At 66.4% G+C, this 16,350-nt stretch carries 19 protein-coding genes; 9 read left to right on the plus strand and 10 right to left on the minus strand.

Features of this window, described 5'->3' with window-relative positions; all coding sequences use genetic code 11:
• Positions 1 to 66: 66 nt before the first annotated feature.
• From POM99_RS09440 to POM99_RS09475, 8 genes are all read right to left on the minus strand, one after another.
• Complete coding sequence (locus POM99_RS09440; protein ID WP_277277098.1) at positions 67 to 615, minus strand: F0F1 ATP synthase subunit B family protein; 549 nt, start codon at positions 613 to 615, stop codon at positions 67 to 69.
• Positions 608 to 1,102, minus strand: a complete 495-nt coding sequence (locus tag POM99_RS09445) for a F0F1 ATP synthase subunit B family protein (RefSeq protein WP_277277101.1) — start codon at positions 1,100 to 1,102, stop codon at positions 608 to 610. Before POM99_RS09445 ends, POM99_RS09440 begins: the two co-directional genes overlap by 8 nt.
• 99 nt (positions 1,103 to 1,201) lie before the next feature.
• Positions 1,202 to 1,429: a F0F1 ATP synthase subunit C gene (locus POM99_RS09450; protein ID WP_022677864.1), complete on the minus strand. Its 228-nt coding sequence runs from the start codon at positions 1,427 to 1,429 to the stop codon at positions 1,202 to 1,204.
• 47 nt (positions 1,430 to 1,476) lie between these two features.
• Positions 1,477 to 2,259, minus strand: a complete 783-nt coding sequence (locus POM99_RS09455; protein WP_277277225.1) for a F0F1 ATP synthase subunit A — start codon at positions 2,257 to 2,259, stop codon at positions 1,477 to 1,479.
• A 76-nt stretch (positions 2,260 to 2,335) separates the two neighbouring features.
• On the minus strand, positions 2,336 to 2,656 hold the full coding sequence (locus tag POM99_RS09460) for an AtpZ/AtpI family protein (protein WP_277277120.1): 321 nt from the start codon (positions 2,654 to 2,656) through the stop codon (positions 2,336 to 2,338).
• Between the two features lie 358 nt (positions 2,657 to 3,014).
• On the minus strand, positions 3,015 to 3,410 hold the full coding sequence (locus tag POM99_RS09465; protein ID WP_277277122.1) for a YdbL family probable chaperone protein: 396 nt from the start codon (positions 3,408 to 3,410) through the stop codon (positions 3,015 to 3,017).
• 2 nt (positions 3,411 to 3,412) lie between these two features.
• Positions 3,413 to 3,607 (minus strand): YnbE family lipoprotein, encoded by a 195-nt coding sequence (locus POM99_RS09470; protein ID WP_277277123.1) that lies wholly within the window; start codon positions 3,605 to 3,607, stop codon positions 3,413 to 3,415.
• Positions 3,608 to 3,678: 71 nt separating this feature from the next.
• Positions 3,679 to 6,918 carry an intermembrane phospholipid transport YdbH family protein gene (locus POM99_RS09475; RefSeq protein WP_277277125.1) on the minus strand — a complete coding sequence of 1,080 codons (3,240 nt, stop codon included), beginning with the start codon at positions 6,916 to 6,918 and terminating at the stop codon, positions 3,679 to 3,681.
• 89 nt (positions 6,919 to 7,007) lie between these two features.
• Between POM99_RS09475 and radC the strand changes: the two genes are divergently transcribed.
• The 5 genes from radC (at position 7,008) to pyrF (ending at position 11,085) form a co-directional block, all read left to right on the plus strand.
• On the plus strand, positions 7,008 to 7,751 hold the full coding sequence (radC, locus tag POM99_RS09480) for a RadC family protein (protein ID WP_277277127.1): 744 nt from the start codon (positions 7,008 to 7,010) through the stop codon (positions 7,749 to 7,751).
• The gene (locus POM99_RS09485; RefSeq protein ID WP_277277129.1) at positions 7,751 to 8,458 is read left to right on the plus strand and encodes an NRDE family protein; all 708 of its coding nucleotides are present in this window, start codon (positions 7,751 to 7,753) and stop codon (positions 8,456 to 8,458) included. The genes radC and POM99_RS09485 overlap by 1 nt, the downstream gene beginning before the upstream one ends.
• Before the next feature lie 250 nt (positions 8,459 to 8,708).
• Positions 8,709 to 10,022, plus strand: a complete 1,314-nt coding sequence (purB, locus tag POM99_RS09490; protein ID WP_277277131.1) for an adenylosuccinate lyase — start codon at positions 8,709 to 8,711, stop codon at positions 10,020 to 10,022.
• A 77-nt stretch (positions 10,023 to 10,099) separates the two neighbouring features.
• A complete protein-coding gene (locus POM99_RS09495; RefSeq protein WP_277277133.1) occupies positions 10,100 to 10,411 on the plus strand; it encodes a lipopolysaccharide assembly protein LapA domain-containing protein in 312 nt (103 codons plus the stop codon).
• Positions 10,408 to 11,085 carry an orotidine-5'-phosphate decarboxylase gene (pyrF, locus tag POM99_RS09500; protein ID WP_277277135.1) on the plus strand — a complete coding sequence of 226 codons (678 nt, stop codon included), beginning with the start codon at positions 10,408 to 10,410 and terminating at the stop codon, positions 11,083 to 11,085. Before POM99_RS09495 ends, pyrF begins: the two co-directional genes overlap by 4 nt.
• Before the next feature lie 3 nt (positions 11,086 to 11,088).
• On the opposite strand, the gene POM99_RS09505 is transcribed toward pyrF, so the two are convergent.
• Complete coding sequence (locus POM99_RS09505) at positions 11,089 to 11,685, minus strand: hypothetical protein (protein WP_277277137.1); 597 nt, start codon at positions 11,683 to 11,685, stop codon at positions 11,089 to 11,091.
• A gap of 172 nt (positions 11,686 to 11,857) precedes the next feature.
• Here POM99_RS09505 and POM99_RS09510 point away from each other — a divergent pair, with 172 nt between their 5' ends.
• From POM99_RS09510 to POM99_RS09520, 3 genes are all read left to right on the plus strand, one after another.
• On the plus strand, positions 11,858 to 12,361 hold the full coding sequence (locus tag POM99_RS09510; protein ID WP_277277139.1) for a GNAT family N-acetyltransferase: 504 nt from the start codon (positions 11,858 to 11,860) through the stop codon (positions 12,359 to 12,361).
• Positions 12,362 to 12,428: 67 nt separating this feature from the next.
• Complete coding sequence (locus POM99_RS09515; RefSeq protein ID WP_277277141.1) at positions 12,429 to 13,208, plus strand: SIMPL domain-containing protein; 780 nt, start codon at positions 12,429 to 12,431, stop codon at positions 13,206 to 13,208.
• 95 nt (positions 13,209 to 13,303) lie between these two features.
• Positions 13,304 to 13,948 carry a phosphoribosylanthranilate isomerase gene (locus POM99_RS09520; RefSeq protein WP_277277143.1) on the plus strand — a complete coding sequence of 215 codons (645 nt, stop codon included), beginning with the start codon at positions 13,304 to 13,306 and terminating at the stop codon, positions 13,946 to 13,948.
• 260 nt (positions 13,949 to 14,208) lie between these two features.
• Here POM99_RS09520 and POM99_RS09525 read toward each other — a convergent pair whose 3' ends face one another.
• Positions 14,209 to 14,673 carry an outer membrane protein gene (locus POM99_RS09525; protein WP_277277145.1) on the minus strand — a complete coding sequence of 155 codons (465 nt, stop codon included), beginning with the start codon at positions 14,671 to 14,673 and terminating at the stop codon, positions 14,209 to 14,211.
• Positions 14,674 to 15,022: 349 nt separating this feature from the next.
• Here POM99_RS09525 and trpB point away from each other — a divergent pair, with 349 nt between their 5' ends.
• Positions 15,023 to 16,237, plus strand: coding sequence for a tryptophan synthase subunit beta (trpB, locus tag POM99_RS09530; protein WP_277277147.1), 1,215 nt, complete (start codon positions 15,023 to 15,025; stop codon positions 16,235 to 16,237).
• Positions 16,238 to 16,350 lie beyond the last annotated feature (113 nt).

Genomic DNA, 16,350 nt, shown 5'->3' on the forward strand with positions numbered 1-16,350 from the left:
CGAGGCCTTTCGTTCCGCGTGGCCCGGAAGATGCGACCCTTCCGTGGCAAACCGGCTATGAAAACCTCAGTTCACGAGCCCCGCGATCGCTCCATCCACCAGCGCCTTGTCGGCGGCGGCGCCGTGGTTCTGGGCGATGAGCTGTGCAGCAGCAGCAGCGGCGGCCGAAGCAGCCTTGGCGCGCAGATCGTCAACCGCGGCGCGTTCGGCAGCGGCGATCTTGTCCGAAGCCATCTTCTCGCGACGGGCGATCACGTCCTGCGTGTCGGCCGCGGCCTTCGCCACGATCTGGTCCGCCTCGCTGCGCGCATGGGCGAGCATCGCGGCGGCGTCCTTTTCGGCATTGGCGATCTTCGCGGCGTATTCGGCGCGCAGCTTCTCCGCCTCGGCACGAAGGGCCTTGGCTTCGGCAAGCTGGTTGCGGATCGCGTCGATCTGCTTGTCGAGACCGCCGGTGATCGCGGCGGGGACCTTCTTCCACACCAGCACCAGCAGGAAGACGAGCATCGCGGCGGCCACCCACATGCCGGGCGTAAGGCCCAGCGCTGCGGGTTCGACCTCGTGCTCCGAACCGTGGGGCTGCTCGACGGTAGCGGTGGTGTTGGCCTCAGCCATGCGCGAGCACTCCCTTCACCGCGCCGTGCGCCTGTTCGGCCGAGACCGAAAGGCCGGCGATGCGGCTGACGATGTCCTGCGCGGCTTCGGCAGCCACGCCTTCGATTTCACCCAGCGCGGCGGTGCGCGCCGCACCGATCCGGGCTTCCGCAGCGGCGACGGTTTCATCGACCCGGGCCGATGCGGCGGCAAGCGCCGCGTCGGTGGCCTTGGCCGCTTCCGCCTTGGCGGTGGCGATCAGGGTCTGCGCATCGGCGCGCTGCTTGTTGGCAGCGACCCGCCAGGCCTCTTCCTCGGCATCGGCGGCGGCCCGTGCGGCTTCCGCCGCGGCAAGGTCGTCGGCGATCTGCTTGTCGCGCTGGTCGACGGTGGTCGTAACCTTGGGCAGCAGCCCCAGGCCGACGACGAAGAAGACCAGGCCGAAGCACACCAGCAGCCAGAAGACCTGGCTGGAATAGGTGGTGGCAAGCTGTGCTATCTGAGGCATCGCGTTGGTCCGCGCTTGTTGCGGCCGGGGGTCCCGCATGAGCGGGCCCCGGCCGTGTCATCAACAGTATTCGACCCGTTTGTCCGGGCCGTCATTCGTTCAGGCGACGAAGATCAGGATCATCGCCACGACGAACGAGAGCAGGCCCAGAAGTTCCGCGGCCGCGAAGCCGATGAACAGGCGGCCCTGCTGGCCATCAGCAGCGCCGGGGTTACGCAGCGCGCCTTCGAGGAACTTGGCGAAGACGTTGCCCACGCCCAGCGAGGCCAGACCGGCGCCGATGGCGGCGAGACCGGCACCGAGAAGCTTTGCGCTCTGTGCGTCCATGATAAAAACTCCCTTTTCTCAGATCCGAAGTGGAATGGTTGGTACGGTCAGTGAAGGTTTTCCGCGTCGTTCAGATAGACGCAGGTCAACAGCGCGAAGACATAGGCCTGGATGCCGGCGACCAGCAGTTCCAGGGCGCAGATGCCGATCATCAGCAGGAAGCTGGGCAGCGCGGCGATCCCGAAGGTCAGCGCGCCGGCATTGGTGCCCGAGATCACGAAGCCCGACAGCACCTCCAGCAGGACGTGGCCGGCCATCATCGCGACGAAGAGACGCAGGCCGAGCGAGAACGGACGCACCATGAACGAGATCAGCTCGATCGGGAAGATGATCGGGACCATCGGCAGGGGCGTGCCGTGGGGCACGAACAGCGAGAAGAAGTGCAGGCCGTGCTTGGAAAAGCCGACGATCAGAACGATCGCGAAACTCATCACCGCAAGGACACCCGTCACCGTGAAGTGGCTGGTGGCGGTGAACGGGTGCAGGCCGACCAGCGCCAGCGGCAGCAGGCCGAGCAGGTTGGCGAACAGGATGAACATGAACAGCGAGAAGATGTACGGCAGGTACTTGCGCCCCGCCGGCCCGATGTTCGATTTGAGCAGGTTGTCGACAAAGCCGACGAACCCTTCGACCGCCATCTGCCAGCGCCCGGGAACCAGCTGGCGCTTGGCGCCGCCGCCCACGAACAGCACGAGCACCACCGCCGTGATCAGCATCCACAGCGCCGAATTGGTGAAAGCGATGTTGAAACCGCCGATCGCCCAGTGATCGGTCCCGAAAAGGTTCTCGATCGTGAACTGGTGAACCGGATCGACCTTGCCTTCGGCCACGCGCTTGTCCCCGTACACTCGAATATGACTACAGCGCCCCTTGCGGAGCGCCGGCGAAAAAACCCTTGCCTGCCAATTACTCGGGAGGCCGGTTCGAAATCCTTATGATGTTGCGGAAGGCGACCCCGACCCCCACGAACATCATCAGCAACAGTCCCCAGGGCTTTGTCCCGGCAAACTGGTCTATGACCCAGCCGATGAAAGCCCCGCCCACCGGGCCGCCGATCAGTTCCGCCAACACGCGGTTGCCCGCGCGGTAATTGGCGTCCGAACCATCCGGAGCCTTCGGGTTGGTCCGCACTTCTTCGCGCTTGCGGGCGGCCTTGAGCCGCTCGTCGAGCGTTTCGATGCGCGCATCCTCGCCGATGGGCGCCCTGCCCGTCCTGTCATCGTCCATGCTTCGCCTCTCCTGCCGTTTGCGGGCACGCAAGACGCTGCACGACCGACGCCTGTCCGTCGAGAGCGCCGCCCCCTTAAGCGGGGGTATCCCCTGAGTCAACCGCCCCGGAGACAGGACGATCCGAAATGAAAAGCCCCTCCACGCCGAAAGCGCAAAGGGGCTGAATTTGGTCAGTTGCTACGTATGCGCAATCTGATTGTGCGGTCAGCCCATCCGGGCTTCCCTTTGCGGCACCGGCCCGCTCCCCCGCCCAAATGTCCAACTGGGTCACCCGCCGGAATTGTTCGCTATGGGTGGCCGGGCGGGGGAGCGGGCCGGTGCCGCAAGCCTTGGGAGGACGATCAGGGCTAACCAATCAAGGACAACGCGCGTCGCGCATCGGCGCACCCGCGCCACGGGTCTGCCACGAACCATCGGGTGCCTGATATTTTTCGCCCGGCTTGGTCTGCGAGATCAGCAGGCAGGCCGATGTCAGCGCATATTCTTCCACGGTCGCGCTGTTGGCCTTCGCCTTGTCGGCATAGACGGCCTTGCGCTTGATGTTGATGTCCTCGATCACCGCGCGCAGCGCCGGGCTGGGCGGGGTGACATAGCCGAGATAGCCGTCCATCTTCTCACCCACCTGCCCTGCGGCACGTGCGGCGGCATAGGCGGGATCGCGCGCCTGGGCGAGCGCCACGCCGGGCAGCGCCGCAGCGATCAGCCCGGCCAGCGCCAGGCCGGCAAGCGTCTTGTGAACAATGCGCGTCATGGTCAGAAAATCCCTGCGTTCTTGTCGATCGTCTGCGCGGCGTCCCCGGCCAGGCGATAGACCACTTCCTGCTTGATGTTGATGTTGAGCTCGATGACGATCGGCTTGTCCGGCGCCTTTACCGAGATGCATCCCGGCAACGCGCAGACCGCCCCCATCAGCCCTACCAACCGCAGCGCCCGCAAGGTGCGCCGCATCGACCGTTTTCCGCTCTCCCTCATGAAGGCAATCGTCGCAGGGTTCGCGGATCGGGTCAATTCATCGCTCCTCATGGCAGTGTTCTGCTGACTGGTGTCTGAATAGGCATGGCAGGCGGCGTAAAGGAAGCGTTCTGGCGGCGCAGCGCGCGCCCTTGCGCATCCACTAGCCCAAGCTCGCGCGGGTCCTTCACCGTGCTCGGGTCATACATCGATTTGGCCGTGCCGATCAGCGCATAGAACGGCGCCCGGATGTTGACGTTGAACTGGATCGGCAGGTTGGCGATCTGCCGCGTCACGAAGTTCTTCTTCGTGCCCGCGCCCTGCTTCACCCCGCCGAACTTCACGTTGGTCACGATCTCGCCCTCAAGATCCCCGCGCATGGCGATGGTCATGGTCTGGTAGTCCATCGACTTCAGCGCATCGAAGGCGAAGTTGGCCATGGCCGACAGGTCCTTGTACGTCAGCGCGCCGACATAGGAGACATTGCCGCCAGGCGGGCGCGACACGAGATTGCCGCCTTCGATGCGGCCGCCATTGGCATCGAACACCAGCGGCAGCTGCCCATCGAAGATGCCGGTTGCCGAAAGGTTGGACAGGTCCATCCGTTCAAGGAAGCGCGCGGCATCCAGCCCGACGATGGTCAGCGTGTATTGCCGCGCCTCGGCAATGCCGAGGTGCAGCTCGGTCGGCTCCAGCGCGATCGTGCCACCCAGGAAAGGCCACTGCGCGCTGTTCAGGCGCAGCACCTGCCCGGCCAGCATCTGCACGTCCAGCTTGCCATCGGTCACCTCGATGCCGGGATTGACCGAGGCCACGCTCAATTGCTGGTGCGGGGCGGTTTCCATCCCCAGCAGGTCGGTGAAGCGCAGCGTTCCCGCCAGCCCCTTCACCGGGCCGAATGCGGCGGCAAGATCCATCCTGTCCGTGCCGAACGTGCCGGTGCTCGTCACGCCCCGTTCGTTCCAGTCGATGCGGCCCGTGCCCTTGACCGTGCCGGCCACGTTGGCGACAACGCCCAACGCCAGCCGCGTCAGGTCCGCCGGCTGCAGCCCGGTGTCGCCCTTGATGTCGGCAAACAGCAGGCCGGGCACGGCAAGGTCGGCATGGCCGGTGCCGTTGCCAAGATCGTGACGGATCGTGGCGCGGGCCACTTCCTGCCCGGTCTTGGGTGCGATCAGCGGCGTTTCGGCAACGATGCGGCTGTCCGCCAGCGTCAGCGTGGCATTGCGGCCCAGCAGCTTTTCGAAGCGCGGCACCGGCGTGCGGTCGGTCAGGTCATAGCTGGCGTTGGACAGCACCAGCGCGCCATCGGTATAGCGCCATTCGCCGCTGGCATTCGTCACGTCGAGCGGCACGGCGGCGAGCCGCGCCTCCACCCCGCCGAACGTGCCGGAAAAGTCCTTGCCCAGCCGCGCAACCAGATCGTTCAGCCGGAAGCGCGCGGCGGTGTCTTCCGGGCCGAGCACCACGTTCACGCCCCTGGCCGTCAGCGTGCCGGGCCAGGCGAAGCCGACCGCGCCGCTATCGAGCCGCATCGGCGTTTCGCCCAGCTTGCCCGACAGCAAGAGGTTGGCGGCGCCGGCGGCGATTCGCAGGCCACGCGCATCGCTGCGCACCATCGGCTGGCCCGCCACCGGGCAGAGCGTGACGCTGCGCCCATCGAGAGCCATCTGCCCCATCACCAGCCGGTCGAAACGCGGGGTGATGCAACGGCGATAGAGCGCCAGCGCCCCCGTGCCCGAAAGTGCGCCCTGCACAGGAAGGTTGAGGTTCTGCACCGAACCACCTGGAATTGCACCGGAAAGCCGCGCCGTACCGGAGAACCCGAGCGAGCCATCGGCCACTTGCGCCACGACCATGTCGGGCACGGCCAGTTCGCCATTGCCGGCGCGATAGGGGGCCATGGCAAGGCGGAACTGCGCCCCGCCACCGCGGCGATTGCCGGCGCGCTCCATCTGCCCGGTGATGCGCGGCAGCCCTGCCCCGCCCGTGGCGAAGCTGCCCGCAAGCCGTGGCGTGCGCCTGCCATCGCCGGTCAACTGCACGCGCGATAGCGTGGCGAGCGCCGCGCCGCTGCCGCCGCGCAGCGTCATCGACGGCACCACCACGCTCCACCCTTCGGTATTGCGCCGAACCGTAACATCGCCGCCAAGGCTGCTGCCGCGCTCCTCACGGGCGAGCGCGGTGCGCACCTGCGCCGCCATCGGGGCCAGCAGCGTGCCCTGCGCGCTCGCCTGCGCCGATTGCAGCGCGCGGTCGAACGCAGGGCCTCGGCGCAGGCCCTGGCCATCCACGGTGCCGCGGAATTCCACGGTGGAAAAGCTGTCGCGCACGCGCAGCAGCCCGTCGAGCCCGAGCAGGCCGATCGACGCGCCGCCGCTGCGCACGCCGCCGGCATTGGCGGCCACGCGCCCGCTGAGCGCGCCATCCCGCAGGGCCAGTGCGGTATCGAGCGCGAGCGATTCGGCACCGGCCGACCCGGCGACGAACGCACCACTGCGCAGCTTGCCCCGGGCGATCGCACCTTTCAGGTCCTTGTCGCCGGTCAGGTCGAGATCGAGCGTGGCGTCCTGCAGCGCCACACTCGATCCACAAGCCAGCCGGTCAAGCCGCATCGGGCCGGTCAGGCGTGGCCTCTCCTTCGCAATGCTGACCTTGCCGAACAGCGTGGCGCGTCCGGTGCGGCAATCGCCAAACCGCACTTCGGGCATCAGCGCGGCAAGGCTGCCCGCAAACCCGTTGCGCAGGTTGCCGCGGCCCTCGGCCTTGAACGCAAGGCGGCCGTGGTCACTGTCAACCAGGCCCCGCGCGTCATCGAGCACCAGCGACAGATCGGGCAGGCGCACCGGCTTGCCGTCGCCGGGGGCGAACAGCACCTCGTCCAGCCTGCCGAAGCTCAGCTTTCCGTTCAGGTATGTGCCGTAAAGCCTTGGCTTATGGACACGAACCTCATGAATGAAGGGCGTGCCAAGCCCATAGCCGAGGTACACCTCGGCCCGCTCCACCGTGAGGTCTGGACGCCTGGGATCGCCCACCACGATATCGCGCAGCACCTGCACGCCCGGACCGATCGATTCGATCCGGTAGGTTGCCGGAACGTCCAACGCCGTCAGCTGTTGATCGATGAAATGGCCGGCGATGCGCTCACGAAGGGCCCACGCCCCGCCCAGCACCAGCGCAAACACGCTGCCCCCGGCGATCAGGGCGCGGCGGCGGGAGCGGCGGCTGGCGGGCATGGTTTCGCCGTCATCCGGCTCCACGGGAGCATGGGACTGCGAGCCTTGCGCCAAATCGGTACCGTTCGCCATTCGCCCCCTTCTTGCGCAGCGCCTCGGCTTAGGCAATGCAGTGAACGTAACGCACTGCCAGCCGAACGGTGCCCGCTCCGGCTTGAGGGATGAACGACGAACCCCGACTCTTCGATGAACGGCGCGATGCTTCCGAAGATAAAAATCGCGTGCGGGAAAAGGGGCTTGACCCTTCGGGCCATCGCGCCCGGCTGCGCCAGCGCCTGCTCGAAGGCGGTGATGTTTCCCTCGCCGATCACGAAATCATAGAATACCTGCTGATGACAGCGATCCCGCAGAAGGACGTGAAGCCGCTGGCGCGCATGCTGATCCAGCGCTTTGGATCGCTGGCCGGGGTGTTCAATGCCGATCCGCGCGCGCTGATGGGCATTTCCGGGATCAAGGAAACCGCCGCCGCCGCGCTGAAGATCGCCGGCATCGCCGCCCGCCGCCTTGCGCGAGAGACGGTGCGCGAAGAACCGGTGCTGGCGAGCTGGCAGGCGCTGATCGATTACCTGCACATCGACATGGCGCACCTGAACCACGAACGCGTGCGCGTGCTCTATCTCAACACCCAGAACCGCCTGATCCTCGACCAGATCATCAGCGACGGCACGCTGGACGAATCCGCGATCTACACGCGCGAGATCATTCACAAGGCGATGGAAATCGGCGCGGCGGCGCTGATCCTTGTCCACAACCACCCTTCAGGCTCGCCCAAGCCAAGCCGGGCGGACATCCAGATCACCCAGAAGATCATCGAGGCCGGACGCCTGCTGGGCATCACCGTGCACGATCACGTGATCATCGGCCGCGAAGGGCATTGTTCGCTGAAGGCGCAAGGGTTGATCTGATGTGCGTCGCAGCCGTGGCGCTTTCGGCCAGCCCGCGCTGGCGGCTGGTGATGATCGGCAACCGCGATGAATACCATCAACGCCCCACGGCGCCGCTTTCGCGGTGGAACAATGGCATCCTGGCTGGGCGTGACCTGCAGGCCGGGGGCACGTGGCTGGGCGCGAACGCGGCGGGACGCTTTGCGTTGGTGACCAACTATCGCGTGGACGGCTATCCGCGGGCGCACCTTGCCAGCCGGGGTGCGCTGGTGGCGCACTGGCTGCTGGGGAGCGGGCCCGACGGCATCGCGGCGATGAACCCGTTCAACCTGCTGCTGGTGGATGGCCCGCAGGCTTGGCACCTGACCAATCACCCTGCCCCGCAGCGCCGCCTGCTTGATCCCGGCATCCACGGCCTGTCCAACGGCGGCTTCGATGATCGCTGGGCCAAGACTCTGGCGCTGGAAGCGGCGCTGGCCGGGTGGCTGGAGCGGGATGACGCCGCGATGGAGCCGCTCTTCACCGCACTCCGCAGCGAAGCGCCCTTGCCCGGCCCCGGTCCCTCGCCCGAATTCTCGTCGGCATTCATCCGCAACCCGCTCTACGGCACGCGCTGTTCCACCGTGCTGACGGTCGACGCCGGTGGCGCAGGCCGGATCGCTGAACGGCGATTCGATGCCGATGGGCAGGCCACGGGCGAGACCGTGCTGGACTTCCGCTGGGACTGAACCGACCACTCGCGCTGTCCTACAAGGCCCAACAGTGGTATGGGGAAAGCATGCCCATCCTCGCGATAATGCCTGCTCACCGTCTTGCGGCAGGCGGTCTGACTGGGCCCGGATTTTCCCTCAGGACAGTGTCAACTGTGTCAACCTCGTTCACCTTTGCGCGGGAATTGCTGAACGAATCGGCCTCCCCCCTTGCATCGCGCGCCCCTGCCCCCTAGCGGCGGCGCGAAGCTGAAAACCGGAGTCGAACATGGTCCCCCGTTATGCCCGCCCCGCGATGACCGCGATCTGGGAGCCCGAAGCGCGCTATCGCATCTGGTTCGAGATCGAGGCCCATGCGACCGAGAAGCTGGGTGAGCTGGGCGTGGTGCCGCCGAGCGGGGCCAAGGCGCTGTGGGACTGGTGGGCGACCAACCCGACCATCGACGTGGCGGCGATCGACGCGATCGAGGCGGTGACCAAGCACGACGTGATCGCCTTCCTCGATTGGGTGGCGCAGCAGGTCGGCCCGGAGGCGCGCTTCATGCACCAGGGCATGACCAGCTCCGACGTGCTCGACACCACGCTGGCGGTGCAGCTGGCGCGCGCCAGCGACCTGCTGCTGGCCGATCTCGACGGCCTGCTCGACGCGATCAAGCGCCGCGCCTTCGAACACAAGTATACCCCCACCATCGGCCGCAGCCACGGCATCCATGCCGAGCCGACCACCTTCGGCAAGAAGCTGGCCGAAGCCTATGCCGAATTCAGCCGCTGCAAGGTGCGCCTGCAGAATGCCCGTGCCGAGATCGCCACCTGCGCCATTTCCGGCGCGGTCGGCACGTTCGCCAACATCGATCCTTCGGTTGAGGAATACGTGGCGGAGAAGCTCGGCCTGACCGCCGAGCCGGTTTCCACCCAGGTGATCCCGCGTGATCGCCACGCCATGTTCTTCGCCACGCTGGGCGTGATCGCCAGCAGCATCGAGCGGCTGGCCGTGGAAATCCGCCACCTGCAGCGCACCGAAGTGCTGGAAGCGGAAGAATACTTCTCGCCGGGGCAGAAGGGTTCGTCGGCGATGCCGCACAAGCGCAACCCGGTGCTGACAGAGAATCTGACCGGCCTTGCCCGCATGGTCCGTTCTGCCGTGACCCCGGCGCTGGAGAACGTGGCGCTGTGGCACGAGCGCGACATTTCCCACTCATCGGTGGAACGCTTCATCGGCCCTGACGCCACGATCACGCTGGACTTCGCGCTGGCCCGCCTGACCAGCGTGGTGGACAAGCTGGTGGTGTACCCCGAGCGGATGCAGAAGAACCTCGACAAGATGGGCGGCCTTGTCCATTCGCAGCGCGTGCTGCTGGCGCTGACGCAGGCCGGGCTGGAGCGCGATGCCTCGTACCGCCTGGTGCAGCGCAACGCCATGAAGGTGTGGGAATCCGACGGCCAGCTTTCGCTGATGGAACTGCTGAAGGCGGACCCTGAAGTGGCCGCGGTGCTGACGGCGGAGCAGATCGAGGAGAAGTTCAACCTCGATTACCACTTTAAGGCCATCGACACGATCTTTGACCGCGTGTTCGGCACCTGACCAACCGGGACTCGCCTTCCCGGCCAAAGCGCCCTAGGCTGTCGGCCAACGGGTAACGCACCGGGAAGGACCGCCTGATGAGAGCCTTGCGCACGATATTCTGGGTGCTCGTCGCCGGGGTGCTGGCCGCCTTCACGGTGGCCAACTGGAATCCGGTGGAAGTGCGCATCTGGGACGGGCTGGTGCTGGACACCAAGCTGCCGGCGCTGGTGGTGGGGGCCTTCCTGCTCGGGCTGCTGCCGATGTGGGCGCTCTACCGCACCACGCGCTGGCGACTGCAGCGGCGCATCACGAACCTTGAGGGCAACCTGCAGCAGCAGGCCGCCGCCTCGCTCACCTCGACGCAGCTTGATGCTGCAAGCAAAAACGGGACCGACAGAACGCCGTGAGCAATCCGATCTATCTTGCGCTCGACCTGCCCCGCCTCGATGCCGCCACGGCGCTGGCGCAGAAGGTGAAGGGCCATGTCGGCGGGCTGAAGCTGGGGCTGGAATTCTTCTGCGCCCACGGCCACCACGGCGTGCATGAAATCGCCAAGATCGGGCTGCCGATCTTCCTCGACCTGAAGCTGCACGACATTCCCAACACCGTGGCCGCCGCGATGCAGGCAATCCATGTGCTGGAACCGGCGATCGTGACCGTCCACGCTGCGGGCGGGCGCGCCATGCTGGAAGACGCCAAGGCGGCGGCTGGCGAGCATACCAAGGTTGTTGCCGTGACCGTGCTGACCAGCCTGGACGATGCCGACCTCGCCCGTCAGGGCATTGCCGGCACCGCGCACGATCAGGCGCTGCGGCTGGCGGAACTGGCGCAGGAAGCGGGCTTGGATGGCATCGTCTGTTCGGGCCACGAAGTGGGCGCGGTGCACAGGCAGTGGAAGAACGGGTACTTCGTGGTGCCCGGCCTGCGCCCGGCCGATGGCGCCAGCGCCGCCGACCAGAAGCGCATCGTCACCCCGCGCGCCGCGCGCGATGCCGGGGCCAGCGTGCTGGTGATCGGCCGCCCGATCAGCCGCGCGGCTGACCCGGTAGCCGCCGCGCGCGCGATAGAGGCAACGCTCTAGGGCTTACTCCGGCGGGCTGGGATCATAGCCCTGGCCGCCGTCAGGCTGGCTCACGGCCTGTTCCCGCTGGCTCTCTTCGGCTTGTGCCTTCAGCTCGCGCATGTCGCGCTTCATGTCGGCATCCATCTTCATCGCCTGCCCCACCGCGCCGCCGATGCTGCCATCGACGCCATCGCCGGGCCAGCGCGAGGCGGTACTGCCGGCCTTTTCGGGATCATAGGCGCGATCGGTCAGGGTGGCGTCGATCAGTTCGATCAGGCGATCGCGCAGCATGTTATGCGCCATGCCGTTGCTGGCGCCATCGCCCGCCGCGCCATGGCAGTTGAGCGCGATCTTGGTCTTTTCCGGCGCAAGTTCGGACAGGTTGGCTACACAGCCAAAGCCCGGTGCATCGTCTTCTGCGCCAAAGACGATGCGGTTCAGGCCATTGCCGTGGACCGGCTGGTCGAGCATGATGAACGGCGCCTTCTGCGAAGGCTCGATCGTCAACCCGGCAAGCTTGATATAGGCGTCCTTGCGGCTCATGGCATATTCGTCACCGGGGGCGCACCCCGCCAGTATCGATGCCAGAACCGCCGTTATCGCCACGCCCTTGCGCATTTTTGCCCCCGCTCCATGCAAGTGATGGCTGGAGCCTATACAGCGATGGCATTAAGGATCGGTTGCGTGACGGATCCCGCCGCAAGTATCAGCGCTCGTCTTTTCGACGGACAGGATCAGGGATGACGTCTTTTTTCGCTTGCAACCCCAGCACAGTCAGCAGGCTGGGACCATGATCCGCTTTCGGAGCGCGAAGCCGGAGGACCTGCCGCGCCTGCGCGCGCTGGTGGAGAAAGCCTATCGCGGAGACAGTGCGCGGCAGGGCTGGACGCACGAGGCGGACCTGCTGGACGACGAGCGCACCAGCGATGCCGAACTGGCCGAGACGCTGGCCGATCCGGCCAAGCGCGTGCTGCTGGCGATCGTGGACGGCGCATTCGTGGGGACGGTGACCGTTGCCGACCTTGGCAACGGACGCGCCTATCTGGGCATGTTGTGCGTCGATCCCGAGTTGCAGGCCGAAGGGCTGGGCCGCGCGCTGATCGCCGATGCGGAAGACACCGCGGTGGAAGCGTTCGGCGCCACTGTGATGGAAATGACCGTGATCGACGTGCGGCACGATCTGATCGCGTACTACCAGCGGCGGGGATACCGCGTGACAGGTGAAAAGCGCCCCTTCCCCTCTGGCGGTGAAGACCGCTTCGGCATGGCGGTGCTGGAACGAAGTATCGGCTGAACGGTTCATCGCGCGCTCACCCCGGCTGGCCCACACCGGCGGGATGATGCCAGAGGGAGACCGTCCTATGAAGAAGCTGATCTTCGCCACCTCGCTTGCCGCGCTGCCGCTCGCCGCGCTGACCATGGCGGCGCTGCCGCAGACCGCCGCCGCGCAGACGATGCAATCCGGCCCGGTGATCGCGCCCGGCAATGCCATGCTGACCGTTTCGGCAGAAGGCAAGTCTGCCCGCGTGCCCGACATTGCGCTGTTCAGCGCCGGCGTGACCACGCAGGCCAAGACCGCAGGAGCCGCGCTGACCCAGAATGCCGCGCAGATGAACGGGGTGATTGCCGCGCTTAAGAAGGCGGGAATCGCCGATCGCGACATCCAAACCAGCAACCTTTCGGTCAATCCGGTCTATGGCAATCCGCGCGTGCGGCCTGATGGTTCGACCGAGCAGGAGCCGGTGATCATCGCCTATCAGGCAACCAACCAGGTGCAGGTGAAGCAGCGCAGGATCGACGAGTTCGGAAAGGTGATCGACACTCTGGTGGCCGCTGGCGCGAACCAGGTGAACGGGCCGAACTTCATGCTCGACAATCCCGAAGCGGCGCAGGATGAAGCGCGCGTGGAGGCCATGCGCAAGGCCCGCGCCCGCGCCGATCTTTATGCCAAGGCCGCAGGCCTGCGCGTGGTGCGGGTGCTGACCATCAACGAGAACGGCGGCTGGGCCCCGCCACCGATGCCGGTGATGTTCGCCCGCGCCGACATGGCCAGCGCCAAGGCGCCCAGCCCGGTGGCGGCGGGCGAGCTGGAGATCGGTGCGAACGTGACCGTGACCTATGAACTGGCCCCGCTTGGCTGAACGGGCGCCTTGACGGGAGGGCCCCTTTGACGGGAGGGCCCCTTTGACGGGAGGGCCCCTTTGACGGGAGGGTATGGCAAGCCTATCTGGCGGCCATGCCTGCCCCCCTCATCAAGATCTGCGGCCTGTCCACGCCCGAAACGCTCGATGCGGCCATTGCCGCGCAGGCGGACTATATCGGGCTGGTGTTCTTTCCCAAGAGCCCGCGCAACGTGGCCATCGGGCAGGCGGCCGCGCTGGCCGCACGCGCCGCGGGCCGCACGCGCATCGTCGGCCTGTTCGTCGATCCGGACATGGCGCTGCTGCACGAAGTGCGCGCGACCGTGCCGCTCGACGTGATCCAGCTACACGGCAAGGAGCCGCCCGCCTTCGTCCAGCAGGTGCGCGCCGCCACCGGGTGCGAGGCGTGGAAGGCGCTGGGCGTGCGCAAGCGTGCCGACATGGAGGCCGCGCGCAGCTATGCCGGGGCGGCGGACCGCATCCTCTATGACGCGAAGCCCCCCGAGGGTGCGGCCCTGCCCGGCGGCACCGGCCTGCGCATAGACTGGGACCTCATGAAAGGCTGGAAGCACCCGCTGCCATGGATGCTGGCGGGCGGACTCGATCCGCTCAACGTGGCCGATGCGGTGCATGTGACGGGCGCGCCGGCGGTGGATGTATCCTCGGGCGTGGAAAGCGCGCCGGGCGTGAAGGACGCGGGCCGGATTGCGGCATTCGTCCGCGCGGTGCGGACGATCTGACGGCGACGAGCGCGCAAGACCATCCGGTTCGTCATTGCGAGCCGCCGCAGGGGGCGCCGCAATCCAGGGCGGTCTGCGCCAATTCTGGATTGCTTCGTCGGCTTCGCCTTCCCGCAATGACGAGGGCCAATTGCCCGATGGTTCGCTAAATCCGGCGACACACCGTGTCATACCCAGACAAAAAGGGCGGCATCCCGAAGGATGCCGCCCGATCTTGCTGCGCGCGCTTGAGAGACCGCGCGCCGCCTGATCCAATCAGATCAGAACTTGATGCCGACGCCGGCCACAACCGCGTCGGGATCGCTGAAGCCGTTACCGACGAAGTAGTGGCGGTATTCGAGCTTCAGGTAGGTCATCGGCAGGATGGTGTGCTGCACGCCGGCGCCCAGGTTCCACGATTCCTCGCAGCCGTGGCAGGGCTTGGTGGCATAGCCGCCGGTGGCGTAGAGCTTGCCGACGACAGGCACCGACACGCCGGCGCGGGCGTTGACGCCGAACGACACGATGGTGTTCGAGGTGAGGATCTTGTCAGCCGAAGCTTCGATGCCGACGAAGGTCTTGGGGGCGAGGTCGTAGTCATAACCGACGGCGACGCCGGCGATGGCTTCGGTCGTACCCTGGTCCCAGATCACGCCGCCGCGGCCTTCGGCGCGGATTTCGTTGGCGAGGGCGGGGGTGGCGGCAACCGCAGCCGCGGCGGCGAGAGCGGTGAGAACGAGACGCATGGTAACCTCCTGAAATCAATGGGCCCCTTCTTGTTTTGGGGGCGGGGGCCAGCTAGGCGCGGGAACCGCATGCTGCAATGGCGAAACGGCACCGCCAGATGCAATCGCGCATCATTGTATTATTTTTGCAACAGATTGTTATTCAAGCGAACAACATGATTGCAAAACATACTATGTTACTTGCAATAAACGAAAAGGCGACCCCGTGAGGAGCCGCCTTCACGACGTTGCGGGATCGCTATTGCACCCGCAATCTTGCAGCAGCGTGAACAACATGTGCAGGAAGCGGAAAGCCCCCTGCCCGCGCAGGAATCTGGACATTCGCGCCATGCTCTGCAAAGGGCCAAGCATGACTGTCCAGACCCCCAACAGCTTCCGCAACCAACCCGACGAACGCGGCCACTTCGGCCAGTTCGGCGGCCGCTATGTGGCGGAAACGCTGATGCCGCTGATCCTCGATCTTGAGCAGGAATACCGCAAGGCGAAGGCCGACCCGGCGTTTCAGGCCGAATTCGACGATCTGCTGGAACACTATGTCGGCCGCCCCAGCCCGCTCTATTTCGCGCCGCGGCTGACCGAGGAATTGGGCGGGGCGCAGGTCTGGTTCAAGCGCGACGAGCTGAATCACACCGGCGCGCACAAGATCAACAACTGCATCGGGCAGATCCTGCTTGCCATGCGCATGGGCAAGACGCGGATCATCGCGGAAACCGGCGCGGGCCAGCATGGCGTGGCCACGGCCACGGTCTGCGCGCGCTTCGGACTGCCCTGCACGATCTTCATGGGCGCGACCGACGTAGCGCGCCAGCAGCCCAACGTGTTCCGCATGAAGCTGCTCGGCGCCGAAGTGGTGCCGGTGACGGCGGGCGCGGCCACGCTGAAGGATGCGATGAACGAGGCGCTGCGCGACTGGGTGGCGAACGTGCACAACACGTTCTACATCATCGGCACCGCCGCCGGCCCGCACCCCTATCCGGAACTGGTGCGCGATTTCCAGAGCGTGATCGGGCGCGAGGCGCGCGCCCAGATGCTGAACCGCACCGGCCGCCTGCCCGACCTGCTGGTGGCGGCGATCGGCGGCGGCAGCAACGCGATCGGCCTGTTCCACCCGTTCCTGGACGACACCTCGGTCAAGATGCTGGGCGTGGAAGCGGCGGGCCATGGGCTGGACAAGGAGCACGCCGCGTCGCTTGCGGGCGGCCGCCCCGGCATCCTCCACGGCAACAAGACCTACCTGCTGCAGGACGAGGACGGCCAGATCATCGAAGGCCATTCGATCTCGGCAGGCCTCGATTATCCCGGCATCGGGCCGGAGCATTCCTGGCTGAAGGAGATCGGTCGGGTGGACTATACCTCGGTGACCGACACCGAGGCGCTCGATGCGTTCCAGTTGCTGTGCCGCACCGAAGGCATCATTCCCGCGCTGGAGCCCAGCCATGCGATCGCTGCGGTGAAGAAGGTGGCGCCGACCATGCCCAAGGACGCAATCATCCTCGCCAACCTGTGCGGCCGCGGCGACAAGGACATCTTCTCGGTTGCGGAGCACCTGGGGGTGAAATTGTGACGCGACGCGACAGGTTGCTCATGGCCGGCGTTGTCGCGACGCTTGGAGCTTGGGCAAGCTGGCGCACTATGGATGAACCGTGGGTGGAGGACTGGTCCACCACGGAAGACATC

The sequence above is a fragment of the Novosphingobium cyanobacteriorum genome (assembly GCF_029436685.1).
In the GTDB taxonomy this organism is placed as follows: domain Bacteria; phylum Pseudomonadota; class Alphaproteobacteria; order Sphingomonadales; family Sphingomonadaceae; genus Novosphingobium; species Novosphingobium cyanobacteriorum.